Below are 24,440 nucleotides of genomic sequence, written 5' to 3'. Positions count from 1 at the left end.
TTATGACCGAATTAGACAAGTATAAATTCCCATTATTTACAGAACTTTTTAAAAAAGGACACTTTCAAATGAAAGTTCCCTTTCCTAAAGAGATGGACATCGCGCTCATTCAAGCAGATTGGAAGCAAGTTGATGAGCTTCTCTTTAGCTATCTTGCTCCAGGTGGATATTTAAGGGATATTCTCAATAAATTTCACCCTTTTGATTCCACTGAGCATATTATCGCTTTACGGGATGCAGCCACTGACGAAGATGGTATCTGGCATGACGATGGCTCCAGGCATATTGCATTCACCTGGTCATTTAATGATGATTCCAGTCTTACAGGAGGTGAACTTCTGTTTAAACTCAAGAAATCTGAAGAGGTAACAACAATTTCCCCTCCACCAAGAGAAGTTCTCACCGTATTTCTCACTGGTGAGTATGGATTTGAACACAAAGTAAATAAAGTCACTCGAGGATCTAGAAAAACAATCGCAGGATGGTGTAGCACGGCGCCCAAACTTGAAGATTAATTAATGTCCATATATCACTAGTTTATCTAAATTTTGAACAAAAATGGCCGATAAGAACTTATGAAAAAATTCGCTTTCCTAAAAAGCATCTATCATAATTTTTATAATTGGCTCCTATCTCCAAAAGACAAGTTCGATCAGGTCCATTTATTTAAAGTACACTCAATGTTAGTGATTACATCTGCAACAGGAATTTTGATGTGGGGCTATGCTATTACGGCCTACTACTATATTAATCATCCAAGCATAAAGTACACAGGCTTTTTCTATGCTTTTATTCACCTGATGGCCCCACTCGTTTACAAGTACACGGGCTCTATTAAAAAAGCATTATATACAATTATAATTCCAGGTGGTCTATTTCAAATTCACTATGCTTTACTTACTGCCGGCTTCTTGAGTCCTATACTTGTTTGGATTGCTATTCTCCCAGTAATTACAGGGATTCTAAGTAATATGAAGCACACTATATTTGTTTCTTCTGCAGTATGTGTTGTAGTAAGTGTGATCGCATACCTAGATCTAAGTCTTGGTACTTTTACCAAGAGTTACCTTCTTGCTGAAGGCGTAGCTCTAAATCATATTCTAACGGCCTTTGGTATGATTTTTCTTCATTCTGGATTTACTATATCTCTAATTCAACTTAGAAAAGTGAGTGAAGATCAACTTAGATCAAGAGCGATTTCTAAGCAGAACCTACTAAGAGTTATCGCTCACGATGTAACAAACCCTATTACTGTTATTAAAAATAATATTGCTTTTCTTAATAAGCATGTTGGTGTCAATGGTCACGCTGATATGTATCCAAAAATTAAAAAGAAGCTAGTCGCAACAGAAAAAAGTAGTAACACAATATTTAATCTCATTTCATCTGTTAAAGAAATTGAGGCCTTTGAATCTGGAAAAAAGCAATTAGAAATACAGAGAGTTTCTATCACTCAATGTGTTGATGAATGTCTAGACATTCTTAGTGACATGATCACTGAAAAAGAAATCACGGTAAGAATACTCATGGACGATGACCATATCTGGGGAATAAAAAGTGTTATCGAACATCAGATTATCTGTAATATTGTAACTAACACAATCAAGTTCTCAGAAAACAAAAGTGAAATTCTCATTCACTCAAAGAAAGTAAATAAAGAAGTTCATCTAATTATTAAAGACCAAGGAATAGGAATTCCAGACTATATACTCCGTAAAATATTTGATCCACTCGCCTCCACATCAAGACTTGGTACTAATGGAGAAAAAGGAACAGGCTTTGGACTACCAATCGCTAAAAGAAGTATTGGTCTATTAGGTGGGACATTACAAATTACAAGTAGAACAAGTTATGAGTACATAGAAGATCACGGAACAATATTTAAAATTTGTTTTCAAAATGCAGATTATAGCTTCCTTCAATCAATTAAAGCGTAATACTCCGTCTCAAGTTCGGCATTTACCGAATCTACAATCTTTTCAATTTCTTGCATCTGCTGAAGATATTCATTAATTTCAGCTTGAGTGTAATTAGGATCATTACTATACAGATTAATTGTTAACACAATTAAAACTGTAACCATAGCTAGAGGTGTAAAAATCCTTTGCCAATTTTGTTCCTGCACACTCTTTGGAAATTTTTGTTCAAAGCGATTCCAGAACTTCTTATCAAAGCTCTTATCTAATCTTCTAGTAACTGCATTATTAATTTTCTTTTTCATTCTGACTTCCTAATGTTGAAAGTTTCTTCTTCGCTCTATGTATCTTAGTTTTAATATCACTTTCTTTTAAATCTGTTGCAACAGAGATCTCTTTCATAGAAAAACCTTGTGCCCATAAAAGAAATACCTCTCGTTGCCCATCATCTAATTCATAAAAGGCCTTGTCGATCTGCTCTAAGCTCATATTCTTCAGAGTTTCGTCAAAGACCACGTCATCTCTTTCACTAAACTCCAGTTCATATTCGTCTTCTACTAGAAGTTCCGACTTCTTTTTCAATAAATCAAAACATCTATTCCTAATCATTCTATAAAACAGCGGTTTAAATTTTATCTCTTCTTTAAAAGAACTCCTCTTTTCATAAAACTTCAAAAAGCAATCGTGTGTGGCATCCATCGCTCTTGCCTTATCTTTCAATATACTTAAAGCATAGTTATAAGCACCTAGCTTATATCTCTCATAGAGAATTCCAAAGGCAACTTCGTCGCTCTCAATTATAACCAAATCAACTAGAGCACAGTCTTCATAACTGCTATACTTGGCCTGTAGCCACCATTTCTTAATATTTATTAAATCCATTGCACTCACATCTTTATAACGAATGAGAGAAGAAAAAGTTTCAGCTCTTTTATAACGTAATTTCAATATGATAATTGATTTTATAAAAAAAAATGAAACTTTTTGCGCCCTCACTCGTTTCCAATACAGAAGCAGCTTAACCAATGCTTGGAGGACAGAATGAAAACATTAATCTTTACGTTATTACTAGCACTTACAGTACCAACACTAGCTGACAATTCAGTAGACTTTAAAGCAAAGATGGAAGAGTCAAACCAAAGAAGACGAGATCATGCCAAAAAATTTCATGAACTAAAGCTACAAAACCTAAATGATAGTTATGCTAAGCAATTAAAATTCTTTGATGAACTTGAAGCCTTAGCTGCTCAAATGAAACCTGGAGACAAAGAAGGTAATAAGAAAATCAGAAAGAAAATGAAAGAGCTGAAAAAAACCTTTAAAGAGGAATCTAAGGCCAGAAGAAAGGCATTTAAAGAAGAGAAGCTTAAGCCGTTGAAATTACAGCACAAAAAAGAAAGAGAAGAGAGAAAAAAAGCTAGAAAGGCCATGAAAAAGCAAAAGAAAGAATCTTCTAACTAGCTAATAATTAAAAATGCTTCAAGGGTCGAAAAGGCCCTTGAACTTTAGTATTTTGAAGTATATATTAGCGAACCTGAAAGTATAATTATTATCAAGCTGAATGCTGCGGCGTACAGGAAGAGGATTTAGATATGGCACGTACATGCGATTTAACAGGAAAAAGAAGATTAGTTGGAAATAAAGTTTCTCACGCTAAAAACAGAACTAAAATGACTCAAAAGCCTAACCTTCAAACGAAGAGAATCTTTGATCCAGTATCTGGTCAAACTATTAAGCTTAGACTTTCTACAAGAGCAATTAGAACTCTTGATAAAGTTGGATCACTTACAAAGTTTTTAAAGAAATACAACCACCTTTTCTAGTTTCTAACAGAAATTAAAAAATGATAAAAAAGACCTTTTTTTAAAGGTCTTTTTTAGTTTGTGGGATCGACAGAATAAGAAAGAGTGGCATCAGAAAGTGAGGTCCTCTCATAATTAACTCGTGAGCATATTGGGCCATCACATGGGTCACACCTAGAGAGTTAAATTCAAGAACTCTGGCCAAACTAGTAAACAATCCCCAGATAAAGCAAAAGGCATAGGCCCAATTTCTAGTTGGACGAAAGAATAAAAGAGCTCCTGCCAAGAAGTCTAAACTACCCATAATTTTTAAAAATACCACTGCTGTTGATTCGCTACAATTAAGAATGGTAATAACCATGTCGAGAAAATTACCAGGGGTTGGAAAAATACCAAGCGCATAAGCTCCATGCCCAAAAAATGTTAAAGCAATTCCTACTCTGATTATTTTTAGAAGTAATTCATCTACTCCATTTTTCCAATAGTAGTATAAACAAAATGGACTAATCACTTGAATCGAATATTCAAAGAACTGAGCTATTACAAAGAACTTCTCTATAAATATCAAAAAAGCAAGAAAACCTAAATAAAGCGAACTAATAACAAGAGCAAAGCGAGCTTTTTTTAATGAGAAAAGTGCTACTACAGAACAACCAAGAAGCAAGACACCTACGCAACTAGCAGTGACACTTATAGCGCTATCTACAACTGAAGAAGTTACATATTCTTGCCAATCAATTTTAATAAAATTAAATAAAGGTAAGAGTAGATCTTCATTCCACAGAATTGCTCGGTATGGAACATCAAAGAATATATGCTGAACTGCTCTAGCAAATAGTACACTGAATGCGCTTAGCTTGAGTACGTGGCCTAAGCGCTCTCTACTGTCTTCCATACACTCTAGGAGAAAGTTCAACTTCACCCTCGTTCCATACAGACAAGTTAGCAGGAAGATCAAAACGGTTCTCATCTGTCAGAGCTGCAACTTGATTTGCATTATCTACCTTGATTGTTCTTGCTATTAACTGATGTGAGTCTAAGTGAATTAATTTAAACTGATTAAAACTTCCAGAGGCAACAGTCCAAGACTTATCGTCATCATTAGACCTAAGAGGTGCACCCCAACATCCCTCTCCGATATATACAGTTCCACGCTCTTCATCAACGACAAAACCTTCATCATGTCCGGCAGAGTTCGAAGGTGCTATCGGTCTAGTCGTCTTAACGGTATGAGAGTCAGACTCTGTGACTAGGTCTACCCCATACTTAAAAAACTCTTTTCCCCAACTATGATAGATACGATCATTTTCACTCTTCTTCTTTACATGCGGTCTCATTGGTCTGTGATATTGAGCAATCTTCCATGTGTGATTCATATTACGAGCGAGGTCAGTCTTAAGCCACTCATATTGATCACCTGTTATAGAAGATTCTGAATTTAAAGTATATGCTCTTAGCAGATCTCCTCCAAAGCTAAGTGCGTAGAATACTCCTGGGCTAGTTCCAAAGAGCTTTGAGACAGACTCATTAGAGCGCTCATGATTTCCTCTTGCCGCGACTATTGGAGTGATTCTTCCATCAGCTGAAATTGTATGTTGCCAATCATTGAACCACTTCTCCCATTGTGAAGAAATATCAATGCTTGTCATATCTCCACCAAAGAGAACAAAGTGAGGTCTAAGCTTCGCAACTAATTTATTCCCCTTAACTCTTGGAGTTCGATTATTTCGAGAATCTCCACCAGATATAATACTCAGTTTAGTATCTGATCGATCACTAATAGTTTCAAACCAGTAGCGCTTAGAAACAACGCCCTGAGAAGATCGAATAACAAAATAGTACTTTGTCTCTGGAGAAAGGTTTTCTAAATGTACAACAGCATTATACATACCTTTGAATTTATAGAATCGAGTGAGAGAAACTTTATTAGAATATTCTTCATAGTTCCTGCCATGGTCAACAGTATCGAAGTAGAGTTTTTGAGAGACACCTTTTTGCGCCTGTGCATCCCAGATGATCTTCATTGTAGTAGAAGGGTCTTTTTCCCAAGTTAATCGTATTCTAGATATACCATCTTTAGACCAAGGCCAAGCAAAAGCAGCGACTATTGTAATTAATGATATGAAGGCCAATTTCCGTATTAGCATTGAAAGACTCCTAATTTTTAATATTAAAAGGCTATCAAGAAAATAGACCTTCCATCAATGAATATATTCTTACATTAGTTCTAGATAGCTATTTTTACAGGCTTTTTGTCTTCACCCAAAGCGACAAAGGTAAAAGACCCTTCAAGAGCTAGCTCCCTAGAGTCATCTAGCATCGCTTCTAAGAAGACTTGAACCTGTATCTCAAGACTAGTACGCCCAAGCTTAGTGACATTGCCTACAAGCTCCACAATACTTCCTTCAGGAATTGCTTTTTTAAAGTCTAATCGATCACTAGAGACAGTAACAACCTTCATTCGAGTAAATCGAGTTGCTGTGATAAATGCGACTTCATCCATCCACTGCATAGCAGTACCACCAAAAAGAGTTTCATAGTGATTGGTAGTGTTAGGAAAAACAGCTTTAGTTACACGGGTTTGTGACAGGCGAACCCTGTCTTCATAATTCGAAGTCATCATAATACCTCCTCGGGTAATTAATATATTGAGTAGAGATCGGACTTTACCGTTGCGGGACAGTGGGGAGTTTAACCCTCTTCATCTACAGTAGAAAAATACACTACTTGAATAATTTTGTTATGAAAATAAAAAAGGCCCCGAAAAAAATCGGGGCCTTTGGGCGTTATGGAGTTGTTTTCTATTTAATCAGTGGATTAATATTGAACATCAACAGAGTCGATGATGAATCCCCACTTAGAAACTGATCTGTCAGATTTGAAAGTAACAACCATAGTATCACCTTCAACATACTCAGAAACATAATCTTCAGCTGAACCAGAAACTTTTTCTGAAACGCTTCTATTTTTGTCTGAAACTTGTAAGAAGTCATAACCTTTTTCAAGATCAACCTTTCTTACTCTTAGTCTTACATACTTCGCACCTGGGTAAGTGAAAGTTTTAGAAATATTTTGGTTGTCTGCATATGGATGTGCCGATTCCCAAACTTCATCTAATTGCTTAGTTTCCCAGTTACCTGGCTTAGGCTCGTTACGAACAGGACGAGTATCTGTTAATAAGTTATAAGCGTTAAGTCTACCAGAGTTGATAGTCTTACCTCTTAAAGCAGATAGTGGCTCAGAAGTTGCCATTACTCTTTGTCTTAACTCATCAAGGTCCATTCTTCCTTCTTGAGCAATTAGAAGACCAATTGCACCTGAAACATGTGGAGTTGCCATTGATGTTCCTGAGTAAGAAGCGTATCCACCATTCTTAGTTGTAGAAACAATATTGTGCCCTGGAGCAGCGATATGAACAGTATTTCTTCCGTAACAAGAAAAGCTTGCTAGTGAATCACTAGAAGTTGTTGCTGCTACAGAGATAACATTCTTCACATCATAGTTAGATGGATAATGTGGTCTTTGATCATTATTTGTTGAAGAGTTACCAGCAGCGGCCGTGAAAACAATTCCTTTGTCAGCAGCTCTTCTGATTGCATCCTCAAGAGCTTGTGAGCGTCCGCCCCCACCCCAAGAGTTTGACATAATATCAACATTCATTTTTGTTGCGTAATCAATAGACTTAATTGCACCTTCTGTAGAACCTGAACCACTATCTGTTAAAAATTTAACAGCTACAAATTCTACGTCTGCCATTACACCTGCAACACCAATTGAGTTATGGGATGCACCGATTGTACCTGCACAGTGAGTACCGTGTGAGTGACCATCAACTGGATCACCGTCATTATTTGCAAAGTCATATCCATGAATATCATCGATGTAACCATTTCCGTCATCATCAACACCTGGCTGACCATTTAGTTCTGCAGTATTTGTCCACATCTGATCTTTAAGATCAGGGTGGTTGTAGTCGATACCTGTATCAATAACAGCAATTCTTACTCTCTTATCACCTTTAGTAAGTGACCAAGCTTTAATCGCATCAATATCTGCACCTTCTACTCCAGCTCCACCTTTTGGATCATTTGAACCTGTATTTACAAGTCCCCATAATTGACCAAATTTTGCATCAACAGGAGTATAAGCTGTTGGCTCTAAGTTAGTTGTTCTTGCAAGCAGTGAATTAACTGAAAAAGATTCTTGAGGCTTTACAATTTCATATATGAAGTTAGGCTCAGCGTATTCTACATTTGGGTTATTATTTAGTGCAGACTTTATATTCTTCATAAGTTTATTTTGACCAAACTTAACAACATAAAGAGAACCAGAGCTTAGATCAATTGTACGATCTAATTCAACACCCAATGACTTGAGTGAAGTTAAAGCACTTTTGTTTGCTCCATCTTTTAATTTTACAATTAGCTCACCTGGCACATGCTTAGCTGCTAAGCTTGATACACTTAGCGCGGCCATTGTTGCACCTAATAGTACATGCGACTTTTTCATTCTCCCTCCTTGGAGTATCGTGGTCTATCCTAAACCGACAAAAAAACTTAACTATTAACCTATTTTTTAATTAGTATTAAAGTAATAAGTCTTTGAATAAATTAACTCTATAGGTAATTTATTCCATTATACCCTAACCTCCCATTTCATCGCTAAATGTGAGAAAATGTTAGTTATGATTTACAACAATTCTACTGATCCTGTTTATATAAAAAAAATATCTTTGAAGATTTGGTCTTTAAAAGATGAAATAAAATCCGTCATTCGAGACAGAATGAAAGAAAGTAAAGATGAAAATCTTTCAATAGATGATCTTATAAAAGAGTATCGTTCAAAGGGTGATCAAGGAGCACAGGATGCGGAAGTTATTGAGCTTGTTGCAAAAGGTGATCTTGAAATGGGCGAAGATGAAATGGCCGCGGCCATGGCCGCAGATGCTCCAGAAGAAGATAGTGAGCAGTCCGAAGAAGATGCAGCAGCCGCTGCTATGCTTGGTGATCAAGCTGCCGTAGAAGATGCTCAACAGCCCCAAGAAGCTGGAATCAAAGTTATTCAACGTTCTCCAAAATTAGAAGAAGATGAAATTTCAAGTGGAAGAACTATTCTCGCTGAAATTGGAATGGATAAGATTTTCTTCTTTAGTAATAAAGCTTTCTTAAACGGACAATCAATTGTTATAGAGTTTATAATTCCTAAGCGATTCGTCCTAAATGCAAATATTGTTTTCTGTAGAGAGTACAATATGAAAAGTAGAATCATCTCACAAAACAGACTTCCATATAGAATAGGCGCAGATTTCTCTTTTCTAAAAGAAGGAGAAAGAACACTACTTAGACAATTCATTAATTCAATTGAGCCAGATATTCCAGAGGCTCCGGTTAGGACTGAGGCTCCAGCAGCTGCCGAAGACGAGGATTTTGATGAATTAGATGATCTAGATCTCTAGTTCGTTGCTTCAGCTGCAATTGCAAATTTTTCTGCACCTGCAGCTTTAGCTATATCCATGACTTCTACGGCCATTCCTAGCTGAGAATTCTTATCTCCTTCAAAGACAACCAATCCTGTTTGCTCTGATTTAAGAGCTTCGGTAATAGAGTTCTGTAGGGCCTCTTTAGTTACAATTTTTCCTTGCACAGATATTTTTCCATCCTTATCTAGAGAGACAAGAACCGACCTCCCCTCTTGCTTCTTAGTTTTAGAGACGGTACTAGGAATATCGATATCAAGCCCAGACTCTAAAGACACAGAAGAGGTCACCATAAAAATGATAAGTAGAACCAACATAATGTCTATCAATGGAGTCATATTAATTTCTGCAATGATACTCTCATCATCATCATTTTGATTTAAATTTAGCGACATATTAATTCCTAGATCAGATCCATCAAGTCTTGCATTCTATTTTTAATATCAGTATTAACTTTCGAAAGTCTATTTTGAAAATAGTTATAAAGAATCACGGCCATAACTGCGACTATAATTCCCGCAGCAGTAGCAACCAGTGCTTCTGATAGTCCACCAGCAACTACGGCAAAACCACTCTTGCCAGAACTTGCAATAGATTGAAAAGATTTAATAATTCCCACGACTGTTCCAAAAAGACCAATAAATGGAGCTGAAGATCCAATTGTACCAATTATCCATAAGGACTTCTTTAGGCCTTGTTGTGTCTCAACAAGCCTTCTTCCCATCCTCGCATACCAAAGATCTCTATCCATAGACTCACCTTCAAAGAGAGTCAAAAACGGGGTAGCAAGTAAAGGACTCACACTATGGGAAAGTCCTTTCGCTTCATTAATTTTCTTTTCTTCTAAAAGACGTTGCCCATTTTTTGAAAGTAGTTCTAATTCTTTAGACATTTGTTTTAGAAACATTATTTTTTCAAAAGTTACAAACCAAACTAGTATTGAACATATAAGAAGTGGATACATGATAAATCCACCAGCATGAAATAATTCAAGCATAAAAACAACTCTCCGTGTTAATTGAATCAAAACTCGCCCTAATCATCGCTATACTTACCTGATTAATCAAGTTAGAATATTGAAAATCTAATGTTAAGGAGAAAGCGTGTTAGTCAAAATATCGACTGATCGCACAAGAGCGGCAAATACTCTAATTGCTATTTTCATCGTGGCCATAATTATTGGTGCCTTGGCCAGTGAGTTTTTTCAAGCTCCAGAAATTAAAAATACAGAACTAAGTCGCTACCAGCTTTTAATCAAGCCAGAACAAGTTGACCAAATTCAAACGATTGAATTAAAAAATCGTCTTGGAGAATTCACCCTCTCTAAGTCAAATGCACAAACATGGTCACTAACCTCTCCACGTAACTTGCCTAGTAGCCAAGATACAATTCAAACTATTTTAGATAATTTAAAAGAGATTAGAATTAGAAAAATCCTTCCTAAGGATGCAATTAATATTTCTAACTACTCGCTAGATACCCCGCAGATGAAAGTAAAACTGAAGTACTTCGGTGGAAAAGAGTCAGAGCTAAGTGTAGGGCTGGTTAACCCTATAGATAAGTCGACATATGTAACATTATCTAATCAAGAAGCAATCTATCGTGTTGATTCACTTAAAGGAAGTTTAGAATCGCTAAACCTTGCAAGCTTTATTGACTCTAAGATTTTTACGCAGAAAATTGGCTCCATCAAGCAGTTTAAAATTTATAAAGGGAAGATCCCTTCGACAACGACTCGCCTTCACTTATCGAAAGACAAAGAAACTTGGCTTATCGATAGTAAAAAACAAGTTGATCCAGCTTCTGTAATTCCTTATTTGGAAGAAGTTCTAGAACTTAAATCAAGTTTGATTCTAGATAAGAGAACAGAAAAGCTAGACTCATTTATTGAAAGGTATCTAGGCAATCCACAATACTCTTTAGAAATTGAAACCGATAAGGGCAAGGTATTCTACGAAATTAGTTACTTGCTTAATACAATACCTGATACCAAGATGGAAAAGAGACAAACCTTCCTAATCAAGGCGTCTAATAGACCTCATCCATATGTCATTGAAAAAAATCATATGAATATTTTTTATAAAACAGAGAAGTCTTTTAAGAAGCTTTCGATTAAGAAACTTTTTTACTAACAATTTTTGAGTTTGAAGGAAGTGCACCAGTTTCTTTAACTATTTTTTCAGGATCTACAAAGACCTTAATAAAGTTTTCTACAATCATTGAGTTATACTTCGAAATCTGATCTTGATCAATTAACATTTTTCTAAGGGCCTTAGGTGGATCTAATTCTTCATCAATCATGATGTGAACAAAATCATCGGCAAGAGAAACGATATTAGCGAGCGTTAATATCTTAGAGCCTCTCTTTCCATATGGAAAACCTGAACCGTCAAAGTTTTCATGATGCTGTAAAATGATTTGCTTAACAGAGTTATTAATTAATCTATTACCTTCAATTATTTCTACCCCTAACTCTGGGTGAGTTTGATATAGCTCCATTTCTTCATCATTCATTTCTACAGGTCTCTTATTTAAAAGCTCTTTAGGTAATTTCATTTTACCAATATCATGAAATAAACAGGCCATGGCAGTAGCTTCAATAGTAGTTTTCGACTGCCAATCAAATTGCTTAATAATTGCCGTTGAAAATAAACTAACCAAGAATGCATGCGTAAATGCTGTTGGATCAAACTCTTCATAGGACTTTAGAATTTGATAGAGTCCTTTTTCTTTTTCAACTAAGTTAAATATATTTTCGCAAACTTGTTTACCTTGATCAATGACTTGAGGTTTCATTCCCTGGTGAAAAGCTTCCTGAACGTACTTATCTGTAACATTTCGAAGCATTTTAACCTTAACCTGAGCAGGCATCTTCTCATTATCAATCAGTTTCTTTGCAAGAAGATTATGATATTGAACAAACTTTCTACGGTCTGAATTGTGAAAGTATAGATTCTCTACATTCTTTTCATTTTTATACTTATCGATCCTCTCCTTAGAAAATGTATCTCCGCTGTGAAGAATCTTTACATATCTATTTGATCTTAATTGAATATAGACATCAAAGAGAACCGCCTTGGCACTATAGAAATCATCAATTCTCACTTTAGTGAATTGATCATCAGGAGTATCAACCTCTACCTCATCAGACTGACCTTCTCTTCTAGTGATATTGCTCATAACATCACCTAAAGACTGGTGACCTTCAAGCAGATCTTTAAGATGCTCTATTTCAAAAGGCTTTATCGCGATTTCGGTGGCCCCTAATTTTTTTAACTTTTCTTCAGATGTTTTTCCTGAGTCTATAATTTCCTGAGACTCAAGTACCATTACCACTCGCTGACTTGGATGATTCGTCTTAATAAACTTTAAAACCTGCATTCCAGAGTGGTTCTTTGTATCGAAATTCATAACGACAGCAAAGAACTTGTCATTATACAAAGCAAGCTGAGCGTCTTTACCGTTATTTACTTTGGTTATTTCATAGAATTGTTCTACTAGAAACTTGGCCGCATTTTCGAGCCATTCATCACTAGGGTCTACAATTAATACTTTTAAAGCCAATTTAGTCGCCTTGATTTCATAAAAATTACATAGGACTTATCGACAAAAAGAGTGGGAACTATAGCGAAATAATGACTTTTTTGAGTCATAACTTATTGAAATACAAACAAAAAAGGCCCGCAAAAAGCTGGCCTTATTATATAAATCTAAAGGTTCTCTTTAGAATTATTTAATTTCTTTGTGAATCGTATGTTTCTTTAAGAAAGGGTTGTATTTCTTAATTTCAATACGATCAGGTGTTGTCTTCTTGTTTTTAGTAGTTGTGTAACGAGAAGGAGTTTTTCCTATCTTTCTCGCTTCAGTACATTCAAGTGTAATTACTACTCTTGGACCTTTAGCCATGTCGTTCTCCAGTGATATATCTAATATTCTTTAATTAAAATTCCTCTTATGAGAAAGCCAAAACTACTAGATTTTCATTGGCATGACAACAGAAAATTGTTAAAAAGGTTAAAAACACTAGCAATATGGGTAATATGAACGCAGCGACTCAAATTAATTTTGAAAATTGGACCTTTGTTCACTATTCAACAGATGAATTGAAATCATTTATTTCAATTGGAGCTCACCCAAAAACTGAAGAAATTCAATACTTTGTAACAGTAACAGACCAAGATCACCAAGAAGTGTATCAATCAAGTCATGACACAATTGAAGAGGCCATTTCTCTTATAAACAAGAAGTATGGACACTGGCCAATCTTTGATGCAGAACACCCTCCAGGTAGCGATGGGTGCTCTAGTTGTAGCGCCCATTAACTTTCTTTTTTATACTTCTCTCTTGACAGCATAGGTAAAATTAGCGAAATTACAGCCTTAAATCTTAAATAATGGCCCTTGTATATTCAAGGAAAGCAAAAGGATAATTATGAAAAAAGGTATTCACCCAGAATTTAGAGATGTTCTTTTTTGGGACGTTTCTTGTGATAAGAAATTTGTTATTAAATCTACGATCTCAGCTGATCTAACTGAAACTTTTGAAGGTAAAGAATACCCAATGGTTAAATTAGATATCTCTTCTGAGTCTCACCCATTCTATACTGGTAACCACAAAATCGTTGACTCTGAAGGACGTATTGAGAAATTCAGAAAGAAATTTGGTGGAGCTTACGCAGGTAAACTTAAAAAATAATTTAAAAATGGCCTTCGTAAGAAGGCCTTTTTTTTATATATTCTTGATTTTCTTTATTCGACTTATAATTTCTTCACTGGCCCTAGTTTTAACTCTATCAACTCTAAAAATCAGACAAATAGTATCCTTAAATACTGGTGCAGCGGGAACCTTTAACAGCTTTGCTCCACTGCTCATTACGACTTTACCTGGAAGTATTCCTACTCCAGCACCATTAACAGTTAAATCAGTTAATACCTCTAAGTTTTGAGAATGAAGAATTCTGCTAAAATGTAATTTTTGCTTTTTTAACTTCATGACAAGGGAGGATGTTTGTGTGAGATCAGGGTCACATAATAGGACATCTTTATTTTTATTGGACGGACTCTCCCATAGGGTCACCTCATCTGTTAATAATTTAATTATCACTAGGTCAGGATGAGAAACAGGATTGACAACGATCCCTAAATCTAACTTATGGGAAATAACTTGTTCAGTAATAAGTCTACTAGAGCTATGAACTAGTTTCACTTCTAGACTTGGGTAATCATGATAGAGTTTAGGAATGAACTCTCCCAGTGTATATAGAGCAACAGAGGGATGAACACCCATTGTATATAATCCTCTAATTTCCTCTTTTTCTTGAACAAGTTTAGATTTTAATTGATACCAATCCTCTAAGAACTTCTTCGACTCACGCCTAAAGCTCTCTCCATAGCGAGTTAGAGAGACACCCGTCTTAGACCTAACTAAGAGCTCAACACCTAGGGACTGCTCTAATCTCTTAATAGCAAAACTCAGTGTTGGCTGAGTAATTCCCAACTTTTCGGCAGAACGACTGAGGTTTAAAGTTTTAGAAACTTCTAGAAAATATTGTATATCATTTGAGCTTGGTAACATTTTTATATATTACCATATATTTATAAAAAATATTAATATCTAATCAAGATTTATTTTCACTCGCCAACGATCTGGGCCTAACTCTTTAATAACTTCAAATTCAAATTCAAGACCTACACTGATTTTTTGTAGATACTTAATCTGTCCCTTAGTTAGTTCTCTCTTTGTCACCTCAAAATCAATGACAGAGAGCTTTCCTTCCCTCTCTAGGCAGACTTCCCAATCAAAAGAGAACTTAGTCTCTCGATAGAATCTAATCATTCTCGCCAAAGAAGATGATCTAGTTACTTCTGTGCTATAAACATGAGCAATCAAAGGCATCGTTTTGCGATCTAATTTAATGAGCTGAGCTAGCCTCTCTATATCAGGCCCATGAGTTGTTCGAATGACCTGATGACACCAATCACTAAGTCCCTCGCTAACTCTCTCACCTACTGGACACCTCATCTGAATATTCTGACAAGGGTAAAAACATGTGTACCCTGATTTGCTAAGAGCGTCTCTAATGGCCAATATTGACTTAAAGACTTCGCTAGTGCCAGGTTCGATAAAGATAATATGTTTCGGCCGGTGCTGAGTTATCAACTTTAAAGCTCTCTCATGTCCCATTTCATTCATAGAATGACCAAATAACAAAGTCCCCTCAGACCATTGAGCAGGAATCTCTGAATCAAAGTGAAGATCGGTATTGAGATACAATCTCTCATTAAGTTTCTTCGCTTGCTCAATCATTATTGAACTTTGATCAACTCCAGTTACCCTAATATCTCCATCAAAGTATTCATCGAACGCAAAGGAAAAGGTTCCAGGGCCACAGCCATAGTCTACGATATGAGAATCTTTAATTGAGCTAAGAAGATCTTTCGGTAATTGATCGAAAACAAATTTTAATTTAGGAATATTTGTTGGTAGATAAAAAGATGTATATGCACTCACATACTCCCGATCATTAACATATTTTGAAATATTTTCTCTTTTCGAAGTAAAGCCTTTAGAGATGAGCTCAAGAGTTTGAACTAATCTATGCTCAGTCATATCTTCACACAGAAGGTTTTTTTTAATTTGTTCTAGTTCAAATTTCATGAAGAGATTTTACTACATATGAGTTTTATTGTCACTCTAACTAGCGTCCTCAAGAATATTCAAGTCTTCATCACTAAACTTTAGCTGTGAACCTATAATCTCATCCATGCGATAGAGAATATCAAACTTATCAAAGACATGTTGTCCTTTTAGTTGCTTTCTAACCTTTTCACTTAAGAGAACTTTACTTGTCATGACTATATAGGGAATACTCTTTTTTTCTAAATTCTTAATAAGCTCTACACCATCCATATTTGGCATACTAAGATCTGTAATAATCAGATCTATTCTTTGGGTTGCGACTATTTGTAAAGCCTCTATACCATCACTGGCCTGAAAGAAACTACAATGCAGTAACTTTTCGTTAGTACTTGTCAGAACCTCTAAAATTTCGACATCATCATCTACAAATAAAACATTATATTTTTTACTAGAATTTTCATACTTCATTTTCAGAAGTTGCTTTATTAATACAAAGGAGAAAAAACATATAATTATAAAGACTCCACAAATTGTAATATAAAGTCCATTTCTCAATTCTTTCTCACTTCTTAAGCTAACAATAACCTCATGGTGTTTTTGTTCTAAGACCTCACTATAGAAACTTAGAGAGTTTCCATAGTCACTTAATAATCTCTTTAAATAAAGTTTCTCGCTGCTTTCAACTCTTTGTTGTTTTAGTAAGAGAAATGTATTTGCAGAAAATAAAACCTTTATTTTATTAAATTTTAAAATATCATTCGCATCAAATCCCCACACAGAAAAGTAGTGGTTCACTTTTTTATGATTGTTAAAGAATTGATTTTTAAAATCTTCAAAGTCTGCATCTTTAAAGTCTAGCTTTACTTTTTCTTCGCTAATTATTGAAAAATCTATCTGCTTATGCCACCACTTAATTCTTTGCTGTATTTGATTTATTAGTAGTTGTTGCTCAATAACTGAAACTTTACCCACGTTATTCAGAACATCTACCTTTTTCGATATCTTCACCAAGCTTGTAAACATAGTGATCAATGCCACGACGAGTGTTATAAATATAATGACATTAAAAGTAGAATTTTTCGATTTGTTGGCAATAATCATAATTAGCTCTTCCCAAATGTGAATAAAAACTCACATTTCAAACAAAAAAAAAGCCCTCTTACGAGGGCCTTGCTTATCTGTCTTCAATTTTTTTATAATTTCTTTCGGTCTGTCCTATGTAGATTTGACGTGGTCTACAAATCTTAGCTGAAGGATCTTCACGTAATTCCTTCCACTGAGATAGCCATCCAGGAAGTCTTCCAAGAACAAACATCGCAGTAAACATATTTGTAGGAATCCCAAGGGCCTTATAAATAATTCCCGAGTAAAAGTCTACATTTGGATAAAGCTTTCTTGCTACAAAGTAATCATCCTGTAACGCTTCAGCTTCAAGCCCTTTAGCAATCTCTAATAGAGGATCGTTTACATTTAGCTTCTCTAGAACCTTATCACATGCAACTTTAATGATCTTCGCCCTAGGGTCAAAATTCTTATAAACTCTATGACCAAATCCCATTAATTTGAATGGATCTTCTTTGTCTTTTGCTTTTGCTAAAGCCGAAGATGCATTTCCACCTTCATTCTTAATTTGCTCAAGCATCTCTAAAACTGCCTGATTAGCTCCACCGTGTAGTTGACCCCATAAAGCATCAATTCCACCTGAGATTGTTGTAAATACATTTGCATGTGAAGAACCTACTACTCTAACAGTTGAAGCCGAACAGTTTTGCTCATGATCAGCATGAAGAATGAGTAGAACGTCTAGCGCTTTTGCAACGTCTGCGTCAGTATTTTCAAACATCATATTTAGAAAGTCTGCACTATAAGAAAGACTTGGATCAGATGCTATCGGAGCAAGACCAAGTGACTTTCTGTAAAATCTAGCAACGATTAATTTAAGTTGAGCCATTAATTGTGCAAAGAGTTCATCTTTATCAGCATCAGTTGGCTGAGGTCCAAGATGATTTTCGTAGTAAGCAGAAAGTGCAACAGTCGCAGAAGATAAAACACCCATTGGATGAGCTGTCTTTGGGAAAGTATCCACTATCTTCTCAATTCCTTCAGGAAGCGTATTGAAACTTGCAACTTTCTTTGTGAAAGATTCAAGCTCAGCAGCTGTTGGTAGCTCTCCATAGAATAATAGCCATGAAACCTCTAAGAAGTTTGAGCTTTCGGCCAATTGCTCTATAGGATATCCTCTATAACGAAGAATTCCTTTTTCACCATTTAAGAATGTTATTGCTGATTGGCATGAACCAGTATTAACAAAACCATTATCGAGTGTGATAAATCCAGTCTCTCCACGAAGCTTGGAAATATCTAAGGCCTTTTCACCTTCACTTCCTTCAATAATCGGTAGATCAATAGTTTTGTCGCCTAAATCTAGCTTTGCGTTATTTGCCATTCAAACTCCTTTATATATATACGAAATAATCTATTTTAGAACTTATATAATTTTAATGTCTTAATGAACCTCATAGCACGCAAGATCATTAAATGTCGACCGCTTAGCGTCCAAAAGTAAAGTTACTTTCGAACCCAATTTGCTGGGTCAAGTTGCCATGAAGTTAACATATTCAACTCATCGGTAGAAATCACATTTTGCTCAAGGGCCAAAGAGACTATATCGGAGAAATTTGTTAATGATATTAAGGGTATCTTATATTTACTCAAAATCTCTTTAGACTTTTGCATCTCGTAAGTAACAATCGAAACGACTCCCACAGGGACCAATCCTTCGGCCAAAGCCGCTATGATAGCATCCTCTAGACTCTTGCCTTGGTTTATAAGATCTTCTACTAATAAAATAGACTGTCCCTTTTTAAAACTTCCTTCAATCTGATTTTGTTTACCATGCCCCTTTGCTTTCCCACGGATATAAATCATTGGGACACTAAGTTCGTTTGCGATAAAAGCACAGTGAGGAATCCCCGCAGTTGCAAGGCCAGCAAGTTGATCAAACTTGATACCACTTTCATTTATTGTCTCAACAAAGTGCTGAACGATACGACTCCTTGCTTCAACAAAACTAAGCAGCTTTCTATTATCGCAGTAGATAGGACCCTTTAGACCCGATGCATAAGTAAACGGCTCACTAGGAGAAAGTTGTAAGCAGTTATTATCTAATAAAATCTTTGCAACTTCTTTCTCTCTTTGCATCATTTCTCCAAAGTTTTCACAAACTGTAAGTCTTTGTCAGACTCAATAAATTTGACGGTTATTTCGCTCAAGTATACAGTCCCCAAACAAAAAGTGACAACACTTTCAAAAGGAATAAATATGAAATATATCATGTTGCTAGCTCTACTTCTAAGTAGTTCAATCTCGGCCGGCATTCAAGTTAAACATACAGATACATCTCCACTACTTAATGCTGTTAAGGGAAATAAGAAATCTCTTTCGACTGGAGATAACTACAATCTAACATTAAAGAAAGAGGCCCTTGGACACCTCTTCCTTTTACACACTTCGATTATAGATAACCCTCCTGCAGCAACAGGAAACCCTCTTGCGGCCAAAATTATTTACTTCAAAAGAAGTGGTAACTTTGTTGGTATGTTTGAATCTACAAATGGAAAGCTAGTTACGAATTCAGTAACAACAGAAATATTACTAGCAAAATTTCCTCTTATTATGGAGGATAACACAAGCTTAATCTTTAACTTTGAACAAGGGATGAAAGTTCTATTCCAAAAGTCATCATATTTTATCGCAAACCCACAAAGAGACCCTAGTACAGAGAGCACTTACTCTATAGTTGAAAGTTTCTTAAATAAAGTAGTGCTAAGAAATAATCATATATTCATAGACCAGTATTTAAGAGTTGAATCTTCTGCTACAACTACAACTCCAGCGAGTATTGAGCCTGTTCAAATAAAATATACTCTATCTACTTACATAAAAAATGAGAACTTTAAACCAACACAAAGCCCAGGCTTTGATTACGTTGGTTATTTTGAAAACCACCCAATTTACCCAACAGACTCTGAAGGGCAAATAATTGAACAACCCGTTACTCATATAAAGAAGTTTGATATTAATAAAGGTATTAAGTTTTCTCTTACATCAAATATTCCGCAGAAGTACAAGCAAGCAGTCATTGACGGTATTCTTTACTGGAATAAGGCATTTAAAAAAGAAGTTATAACCGTTGATACACTTAAACCAAATATCAGTATTCATGAACCTGGATACAATATAGTTCAATGGCTAGATTGGGATACAGCAGGTTTTGCTTATGCTGCATCAAACTCTGACCCACTTACTGGCGAGATTCATCAGGCACACGTCTTTATGACAAGCTCATTTGCCAATGGTTCGTACAAGTCCGTCAAAAACCTTTTAAATAGAATTCTAGTGGAACAAAAAAAACCTGTTCAGAAAATGGGACTAACAGGATTTGAATCTTCTAAACTTTGTAACCATGGTGAGCAAAGTGCAGTTGCTGAAATAGAAAGAATTAAAGAGTTAACTAATGATCTAGACGCAAGCAACTTATCGGATGAAGAAAAGGAAATAATCTACACTAGATATGTTTCAGATTACGTTCGTCAAGTTGTTGCCCACGAAGTTGGTCACACACTTGGCTTTAGACATAACTTCGCAGCGAGCTTAGAGACAACAATTGACTCTAGCAACTACAACTCTATATCAAAGGACTACTTAATCTCTGGAGATGTAGCGTCAACTATAAAGGTTGCAAGTTCTGTAATGGACTACACTCCGGGCTACTTCTCAAATTTAATTGGAGCAAAGATTCGCCTAGAAAAAGAAGTACTGGACTATGATCAACACGTAGTAAATGTTGCTTACTTTGAAGAAGCTCAATATTCAGAGCTTCAATTCTGTACTGATGACCATGCAGGAAAGTATTACGATTGTTTTAGATTCGATGCTTTTGCAAATGTAATGGCTGAGAAGCAATTCTTTATGGAGCAATCTTTAAATATAATGGCCCATAACCTTATTTCTACTACATTCTCATTTCTTGGTGATGAGCAAATGACTGAAGAGATGAAAATATTTAGTCTTCAAAACTTCTATAATACAGCAGAGTACCAAGTCAGCTGGTTTGCTAAAAACCGTCTAAAACCACTTATTGAAAAGGCCAAGCTTGGAAAAATTAGTAGAACAATTGAAAGACTTACTCCAATGAATGTGGAGTCATCTTTTGATATGGATGCTTTTTTCTTATTGAATAAGCAAAAGATTAAAAGTGACTTTGATAAGATTGGAGGAATGAACAAAGTACTATTTGAAAACCTAACTCCAACTAAAGACAATTCAGGTTGGATAAGTCCTTTGACAAGAAAGATGAAAGAGAAGGCCTATGAACTTCTTCCAAAGTATTATCCAGAACTAAAGAATGAGAAAATTATTGAACTAACTAAGTTAAAAATTAATGAGCACGCAATAGCGTTTGATAGAAAGCTACTCTTCTACGCTATTCAATACTTAGATCAACCGTATTCTTATGAACAAGAAGGAATGAGTGATCAAATTTACAAGTTAACTTCAACTCTTATTGGAACAAACTCATCTATTGCTCTGGAAAACGCTCCACTTATTTACACTCCAGAGTTTAAATATGCTGTGAATGGGAAGTCTCTAAGAAAAGAGGCATTTGATCTGTTAAAATCGGACCTCTTTCCAAGCTCCCATAGTTTTAAAAGAAGAATGAAAAAAGTTAAGGCAAAAGTTTATGCAAGCTTTGAAAAGTTAGAAACTGGTATTGTGACGACTTTTGGTGACATAGATTCAACGCCTGATGATATTTACGAGTTCTATATGAATGAAAAGAGTTTATACAGAATGATAAAGTAAAATAGTAAAGGCCTCTAAGTTGAGGCCTTTTTACTTTCTAGACTAACTTGTTTCTTTAGTTCTTTCATTTGAACTGGCTTAGAGAGAAATCCATTCATTCCGGCCTTTTTAGTTTCAATTATACTCTCTTCCATTATATCAGCACTTAAAGCAAAGATTGGCAGCTCGCTACTACTAAACTTCTTTCGAATTTCCACTGTTGCCTGAAGTCCATTCATATTGGGCATATGAAGATCCATGAGTATTACATCAGGACGTTTTAGTTTTAGTTTTTCAAGACCATCTAGTCCATCGCAGGCCAAAGTACATGTTGCTCCAGATCTTTTTAAAAGTGTTCCAATAAGTTTCTGATTGAGTTTATTATCTTCGAAAACTAAGAAATCCAGACCATCAATTGAATAATCAATTTCATTCTCAACATTATTTTGAATATTATCAATTGGCTTAAGTGGGAGAATGACAGAAAAAGTAGAACCTTTAGAAACTACACTTGTAACTTCTAAAGAACCTCCAAGCATAGTCACTAACTTTTTTGAAATTGAAAGGCCAAGTCCTGTGCCACCAAATTTCTTTGTTGTCGACATTTCAGCTTGCTCAAACTCTTTAAAGATCACATCTATCTTAGAAGCTTCTATCCCTATTCCAGTGTCTATTACCTCAACAAGAATATTATCTAACTTATCTCGTTTGATATTAAATGAGATACTCCCCTCCTTTGGGGTAAACTTGATCGCATTTGATATAAGATTTAGTAATACTTGTTTGATCTTCGTCTCATCAGTGTCGCATACAAAGTCACAATCATCAGAAAATGAATAGTTATACTCAATATTTTTTTCTTTTGCGAAGTGTTCAGTCATAGAAAAAACTGAGTTACAAACTTCTTTTAAAGAGCATGAAGAAATATCTAGCTTCATTTTTCCTGACTCAATCTTTGATAAGCTAAGAATATCACTTACTACTTGAGTTAGATGAATTGAAGACTGGTGAATATTTGATAAGTTATCAATATACTCTTTTGATAGATTCATTTTTTGTAAATCTTCCATAAGTACTGCACTAAAACCTGTTATGGCATTTAGCGGAGTTCTAAGCTCATGACTCATATTTGCCAAGAACTGACTTTTTGCCTTACTAGATGTTTTGGCCTGTTCAAGCGCACCAATAAGATCAGCAGTTCTTTCTTCAATTTGAGACTCCAGACCAGAAGTCAGTTGACTGATTTCCTGCTTGGAGACGATTAATTTTGAAATTAGATTATTAAATGAATGTTCAAGGTGGCGAATCTCATCATCTGAAGTAGAGTGCGTCGAAACAAGAAAACTTTCATCTAAGTTTGAAAAACTAACCTTATCAATTTCAGATACAAGTTGTTCAAGAGGATTAGAAATAATTCGTTTCAAGAAAATAGACGAGATAAGAATGAGGAAAACCAAAATTAGAACAGAGTTTGTAACAACGAGAATAAGACTTCTTTTAATTTCTTTATAAAAAACTTCTTTTGAAACATAGATTGTCATAATCCCAACAGTATGAAGTTCTTTTTGCACTGTTTTAAAAACTATTGGAAATTTAAACTCTTCAAGAAAATTTAAATTACCACTAAGCTTCTTCGCCGTATCATCAGTTCCAGAAAACTCGTAACTATAATAATGACCATTCTTCTTTACAATACCAACTGAGATCTCTTCAGAAGAATACTGCACATTTACACCAGAGATCATATCTTTTTCGAGTAGGCCATTAACAGATGAAACTAGTGCATCGTCATTAAAAGACCAAATTGCAGCGCCTATACTAGGCCCGTATGATTGAGGAATTTGTTTAATCTCGTAACTAATACGCTCTTGTGTATTAAAGTAAGTCATCGAGAGTTGAATAATTGTAATAATAGCAGTAATAGCAATATAGCTATAAATTGTAATTTTTAAAAACTTCTTGGATAAGGAGTTCTGAAGGTCATTTTTTTTAATATTGCTCAACTTCATACCTACTTAAATAATCTCTTCGTATTTCATCGATTCGACCAGAGCTTTTCATTTGTAAAAGAACAGTAACTAGCTTTTCAACTAAATATTCATTCTTTTTGTGAATATAATGAAAGAGTTCAAACTCTTCAATAAACGGTCTCAGAGCAATAGCCTTTGACTCTTTTGCAGAGTCTTTATACTTAAGTCCATTCACTCTCGAGACGATTGCGACATCTATTCGCCTACTACCTAAACTTTTTAAGAGCTCATCTACCGAATTAAAAATTTCGACCAACATACCTTTTGTGCCATTTTCAGAGAACTTCACACCTCTTTGAATTCCTATTTTAGAACCCTTTAAAGAAGACCAACCATTTACTTTAAAGTCTTTATTCTTGGCATAGACAACTCCTTGGAGTTTATTAATTACAACAGGAACAATAAGAAGATTTGTATACTTTCGTTGAATACCTCCAATACGAAAAAGTTCTCCATCAACTTCACCAGAATTAGAAGTACGAAGAGATCTTTCTGCCGGTAGGGGCTTCCACTTTAATGTATATCCAATTTGAGAATAGGCTTCAGAAAGAACAGCATAACTAATCTCACTATTTAACGAACCTTGAATACCAGAGACAGTTACAACTTTTGCATTCGCAAAATATACTCCTAAAAGGTATATTATGAAAATTCGAAAAAACGTCATTTAAAATCCTTGATAGATAAGATTTTATCATGACACTGAAAAATATAAACTAAATAAATCTTGAGG

At 35.2% G+C, this 24,440-nt stretch carries 26 protein-coding genes; 9 read left to right on the top strand and 17 right to left on the bottom strand.

From position 1 onward, the window contains the following. The first annotated feature begins 68 nt into the window (after nucleotides 1-68). Together DPQ89_RS11100 and DPQ89_RS11095 are read left to right on the top strand one after the other, a co-directional pair. Nucleotides 69-515: a 2OG-Fe(II) oxygenase gene (locus tag DPQ89_RS11100; RefSeq protein WP_164848363.1), complete on the top strand. Its 447-nt coding sequence runs from the start codon at nucleotides 69-71 to the stop codon at nucleotides 513-515. 60 nt (nucleotides 516-575) lie between these two features. Then, the gene (locus DPQ89_RS11095) at nucleotides 576-1,937 is read left to right on the top strand and encodes a sensor histidine kinase KdpD (protein ID WP_127717010.1); all 1,362 of its coding nucleotides are present in this window, start codon (nucleotides 576-578) and stop codon (nucleotides 1,935-1,937) included. On the opposite strand, the gene DPQ89_RS11090 is transcribed toward DPQ89_RS11095, so the two are convergent. Both DPQ89_RS11090 and DPQ89_RS11085 read right to left on the bottom strand, forming a co-directional pair. Beyond that, nucleotides 1,919-2,221 carry a hypothetical protein gene (locus DPQ89_RS11090; protein ID WP_127717009.1) on the bottom strand — a complete coding sequence of 101 codons (303 nt, stop codon included), beginning with the start codon at nucleotides 2,219-2,221 and terminating at the stop codon, nucleotides 1,919-1,921. The two genes, DPQ89_RS11095 and DPQ89_RS11090, sit on opposite strands and share 19 nt — an antisense overlap. Continuing rightward, nucleotides 2,205-2,864, bottom strand: a complete 660-nt coding sequence (locus DPQ89_RS11085; protein WP_127717008.1) for an RNA polymerase sigma factor — start codon at nucleotides 2,862-2,864, stop codon at nucleotides 2,205-2,207. The genes DPQ89_RS11090 and DPQ89_RS11085 overlap by 17 nt, the downstream gene beginning before the upstream one ends. A gap of 93 nt (nucleotides 2,865-2,957) precedes the next feature. Between DPQ89_RS11085 and DPQ89_RS11080 the strand changes: the two genes are divergently transcribed. Both DPQ89_RS11080 and rpmB read left to right on the top strand, forming a co-directional pair. After that, the gene (locus DPQ89_RS11080; protein WP_127717007.1) at nucleotides 2,958-3,377 is read left to right on the top strand and encodes a hypothetical protein; all 420 of its coding nucleotides are present in this window, start codon (nucleotides 2,958-2,960) and stop codon (nucleotides 3,375-3,377) included. Nucleotides 3,378-3,508: 131 nt separating this feature from the next. Next, the gene (rpmB, locus tag DPQ89_RS11075; protein WP_127717006.1) at nucleotides 3,509-3,739 is read left to right on the top strand and encodes a 50S ribosomal protein L28; all 231 of its coding nucleotides are present in this window, start codon (nucleotides 3,509-3,511) and stop codon (nucleotides 3,737-3,739) included. A 40-nt stretch (nucleotides 3,740-3,779) separates the two neighbouring features. Here the strand turns inward: rpmB and DPQ89_RS11070 are convergent, their stop codons facing one another. The 4 genes from DPQ89_RS11070 to DPQ89_RS11055 all read right to left on the bottom strand — a co-directional run bounded on the left by DPQ89_RS11070 (nucleotide 3,780) and on the right by DPQ89_RS11055 (nucleotide 8,227). Continuing rightward, on the bottom strand, nucleotides 3,780-4,613 hold the full coding sequence (locus tag DPQ89_RS11070; protein ID WP_127717005.1) for a hypothetical protein: 834 nt from the start codon (nucleotides 4,611-4,613) through the stop codon (nucleotides 3,780-3,782). Then, on the bottom strand, nucleotides 4,600-5,865 hold the full coding sequence (locus DPQ89_RS11065; protein WP_127717004.1) for a metallophosphoesterase family protein: 1,266 nt from the start codon (nucleotides 5,863-5,865) through the stop codon (nucleotides 4,600-4,602). The genes DPQ89_RS11070 and DPQ89_RS11065 overlap by 14 nt, the downstream gene beginning before the upstream one ends. Nucleotides 5,866-5,945: 80 nt before the next feature. After that, a complete protein-coding gene (locus DPQ89_RS11060; RefSeq protein ID WP_127717334.1) occupies nucleotides 5,946-6,338 on the bottom strand; it encodes an acyl-CoA thioesterase in 393 nt (130 codons plus the stop codon). Nucleotides 6,339-6,535: 197 nt separating this feature from the next. Continuing rightward, nucleotides 6,536-8,227 carry a S8 family serine peptidase gene (locus tag DPQ89_RS11055; protein ID WP_127717003.1) on the bottom strand — a complete coding sequence of 564 codons (1,692 nt, stop codon included), beginning with the start codon at nucleotides 8,225-8,227 and terminating at the stop codon, nucleotides 6,536-6,538. 166 nt (nucleotides 8,228-8,393) lie between these two features. On the opposite strand from DPQ89_RS11055, the gene DPQ89_RS11050 reads away from it, so the two are divergent. Beyond that, the gene (locus DPQ89_RS11050) at nucleotides 8,394-9,173 is read left to right on the top strand and encodes a hypothetical protein (protein ID WP_127717002.1); all 780 of its coding nucleotides are present in this window, start codon (nucleotides 8,394-8,396) and stop codon (nucleotides 9,171-9,173) included. On the opposite strand, the gene DPQ89_RS11045 is transcribed toward DPQ89_RS11050, so the two are convergent. Both DPQ89_RS11045 and DPQ89_RS11040 read right to left on the bottom strand, forming a co-directional pair. Beyond that, nucleotides 9,170-9,589: a biopolymer transporter ExbD gene (locus DPQ89_RS11045; protein ID WP_127717001.1), complete on the bottom strand. Its 420-nt coding sequence runs from the start codon at nucleotides 9,587-9,589 to the stop codon at nucleotides 9,170-9,172. The two genes, DPQ89_RS11050 and DPQ89_RS11045, sit on opposite strands and share 4 nt — an antisense overlap. A gap of 8 nt (nucleotides 9,590-9,597) precedes the next feature. Then, the gene (locus DPQ89_RS11040) at nucleotides 9,598-10,191 is read right to left on the bottom strand and encodes a MotA/TolQ/ExbB proton channel family protein (protein WP_127717000.1); all 594 of its coding nucleotides are present in this window, start codon (nucleotides 10,189-10,191) and stop codon (nucleotides 9,598-9,600) included. A gap of 106 nt (nucleotides 10,192-10,297) precedes the next feature. On the opposite strand from DPQ89_RS11040, the gene DPQ89_RS11035 reads away from it, so the two are divergent. Next, on the top strand, nucleotides 10,298-11,326 hold the full coding sequence (locus tag DPQ89_RS11035) for a DUF4340 domain-containing protein (protein ID WP_127716999.1): 1,029 nt from the start codon (nucleotides 10,298-10,300) through the stop codon (nucleotides 11,324-11,326). On the opposite strand, the gene DPQ89_RS11030 is transcribed toward DPQ89_RS11035, so the two are convergent. Together DPQ89_RS11030 and rpmG are read right to left on the bottom strand one after the other, a co-directional pair. Then, the gene (locus tag DPQ89_RS11030) at nucleotides 11,307-12,758 is read right to left on the bottom strand and encodes an HD domain-containing phosphohydrolase (RefSeq protein ID WP_127716998.1); all 1,452 of its coding nucleotides are present in this window, start codon (nucleotides 12,756-12,758) and stop codon (nucleotides 11,307-11,309) included. The two genes, DPQ89_RS11035 and DPQ89_RS11030, sit on opposite strands and share 20 nt — an antisense overlap. Before the next feature lie 165 nt (nucleotides 12,759-12,923). After that, nucleotides 12,924-13,100, bottom strand: a complete 177-nt coding sequence (gene rpmG, locus DPQ89_RS11025) for a 50S ribosomal protein L33 (RefSeq protein ID WP_127716997.1) — start codon at nucleotides 13,098-13,100, stop codon at nucleotides 12,924-12,926. Between the two features lie 125 nt (nucleotides 13,101-13,225). Here rpmG and DPQ89_RS11020 point away from each other — a divergent pair, with 125 nt between their 5' ends. Next, the gene (locus DPQ89_RS11020; RefSeq protein ID WP_127716996.1) at nucleotides 13,226-13,516 is read left to right on the top strand and encodes a hypothetical protein; all 291 of its coding nucleotides are present in this window, start codon (nucleotides 13,226-13,228) and stop codon (nucleotides 13,514-13,516) included. A 109-nt stretch (nucleotides 13,517-13,625) separates the two neighbouring features. Next, nucleotides 13,626-13,889, top strand: coding sequence for a type B 50S ribosomal protein L31 (locus DPQ89_RS11015; protein WP_127716995.1), 264 nt, complete (start codon nucleotides 13,626-13,628; stop codon nucleotides 13,887-13,889). A 33-nt stretch (nucleotides 13,890-13,922) separates the two neighbouring features. On the opposite strand, the gene DPQ89_RS11010 is transcribed toward DPQ89_RS11015, so the two are convergent. From DPQ89_RS11010 to pyrE, 5 genes are all read right to left on the bottom strand, one after another. Continuing rightward, nucleotides 13,923-14,768, bottom strand: coding sequence for a LysR family transcriptional regulator (locus DPQ89_RS11010; RefSeq protein WP_127716994.1), 846 nt, complete (start codon nucleotides 14,766-14,768; stop codon nucleotides 13,923-13,925). A gap of 39 nt (nucleotides 14,769-14,807) precedes the next feature. Further along, a complete protein-coding gene (locus DPQ89_RS11005) occupies nucleotides 14,808-15,851 on the bottom strand; it encodes a small ribosomal subunit Rsm22 family protein (protein WP_127716993.1) in 1,044 nt (347 codons plus the stop codon). Between the two features lie 36 nt (nucleotides 15,852-15,887). After that, nucleotides 15,888-16,934 carry a response regulator gene (locus DPQ89_RS11000; RefSeq protein WP_127716992.1) on the bottom strand — a complete coding sequence of 349 codons (1,047 nt, stop codon included), beginning with the start codon at nucleotides 16,932-16,934 and terminating at the stop codon, nucleotides 15,888-15,890. 73 nt (nucleotides 16,935-17,007) lie between these two features. Beyond that, on the bottom strand, nucleotides 17,008-18,279 hold the full coding sequence (locus DPQ89_RS10995) for a citrate synthase (protein WP_127716991.1): 1,272 nt from the start codon (nucleotides 18,277-18,279) through the stop codon (nucleotides 17,008-17,010). A 122-nt stretch (nucleotides 18,280-18,401) separates the two neighbouring features. Continuing rightward, on the bottom strand, nucleotides 18,402-19,034 hold the full coding sequence (pyrE, locus tag DPQ89_RS10990; protein WP_164848362.1) for an orotate phosphoribosyltransferase: 633 nt from the start codon (nucleotides 19,032-19,034) through the stop codon (nucleotides 18,402-18,404). Between the two features lie 120 nt (nucleotides 19,035-19,154). Between pyrE and DPQ89_RS10985 the strand changes: the two genes are divergently transcribed. Next, entirely contained in the window at nucleotides 19,155-21,698 is a 2,544-nt protein-coding gene (locus tag DPQ89_RS10985; protein WP_127716989.1) for a zinc-dependent metalloprotease, read from the top strand. Nucleotides 21,699-21,712: 14 nt separating this feature from the next. On the opposite strand, the gene DPQ89_RS10980 is transcribed toward DPQ89_RS10985, so the two are convergent. Both DPQ89_RS10980 and DPQ89_RS10975 read right to left on the bottom strand, forming a co-directional pair. Continuing rightward, nucleotides 21,713-23,680 (bottom strand): ATP-binding protein, encoded by a 1,968-nt coding sequence (locus tag DPQ89_RS10980; protein WP_164848361.1) that lies wholly within the window; start codon nucleotides 23,678-23,680, stop codon nucleotides 21,713-21,715. After that, nucleotides 23,667-24,374 carry an ABC transporter substrate-binding protein gene (locus tag DPQ89_RS10975; protein ID WP_127716987.1) on the bottom strand — a complete coding sequence of 236 codons (708 nt, stop codon included), beginning with the start codon at nucleotides 24,372-24,374 and terminating at the stop codon, nucleotides 23,667-23,669. Before DPQ89_RS10975 ends, DPQ89_RS10980 begins: the two co-directional genes overlap by 14 nt. Between the last annotated feature and the right edge of the window lie 66 nt (nucleotides 24,375-24,440).

The organism is Halobacteriovorax sp. HLS (assembly GCF_004006665.1).
Taxonomy (GTDB): domain Bacteria; phylum Bdellovibrionota; class Bacteriovoracia; order Bacteriovoracales; family Bacteriovoracaceae; genus Halobacteriovorax.
Note: the sequence above shows the minus strand (reverse complement) of the source record. Positions and strands in the feature narration are given on the sequence as shown.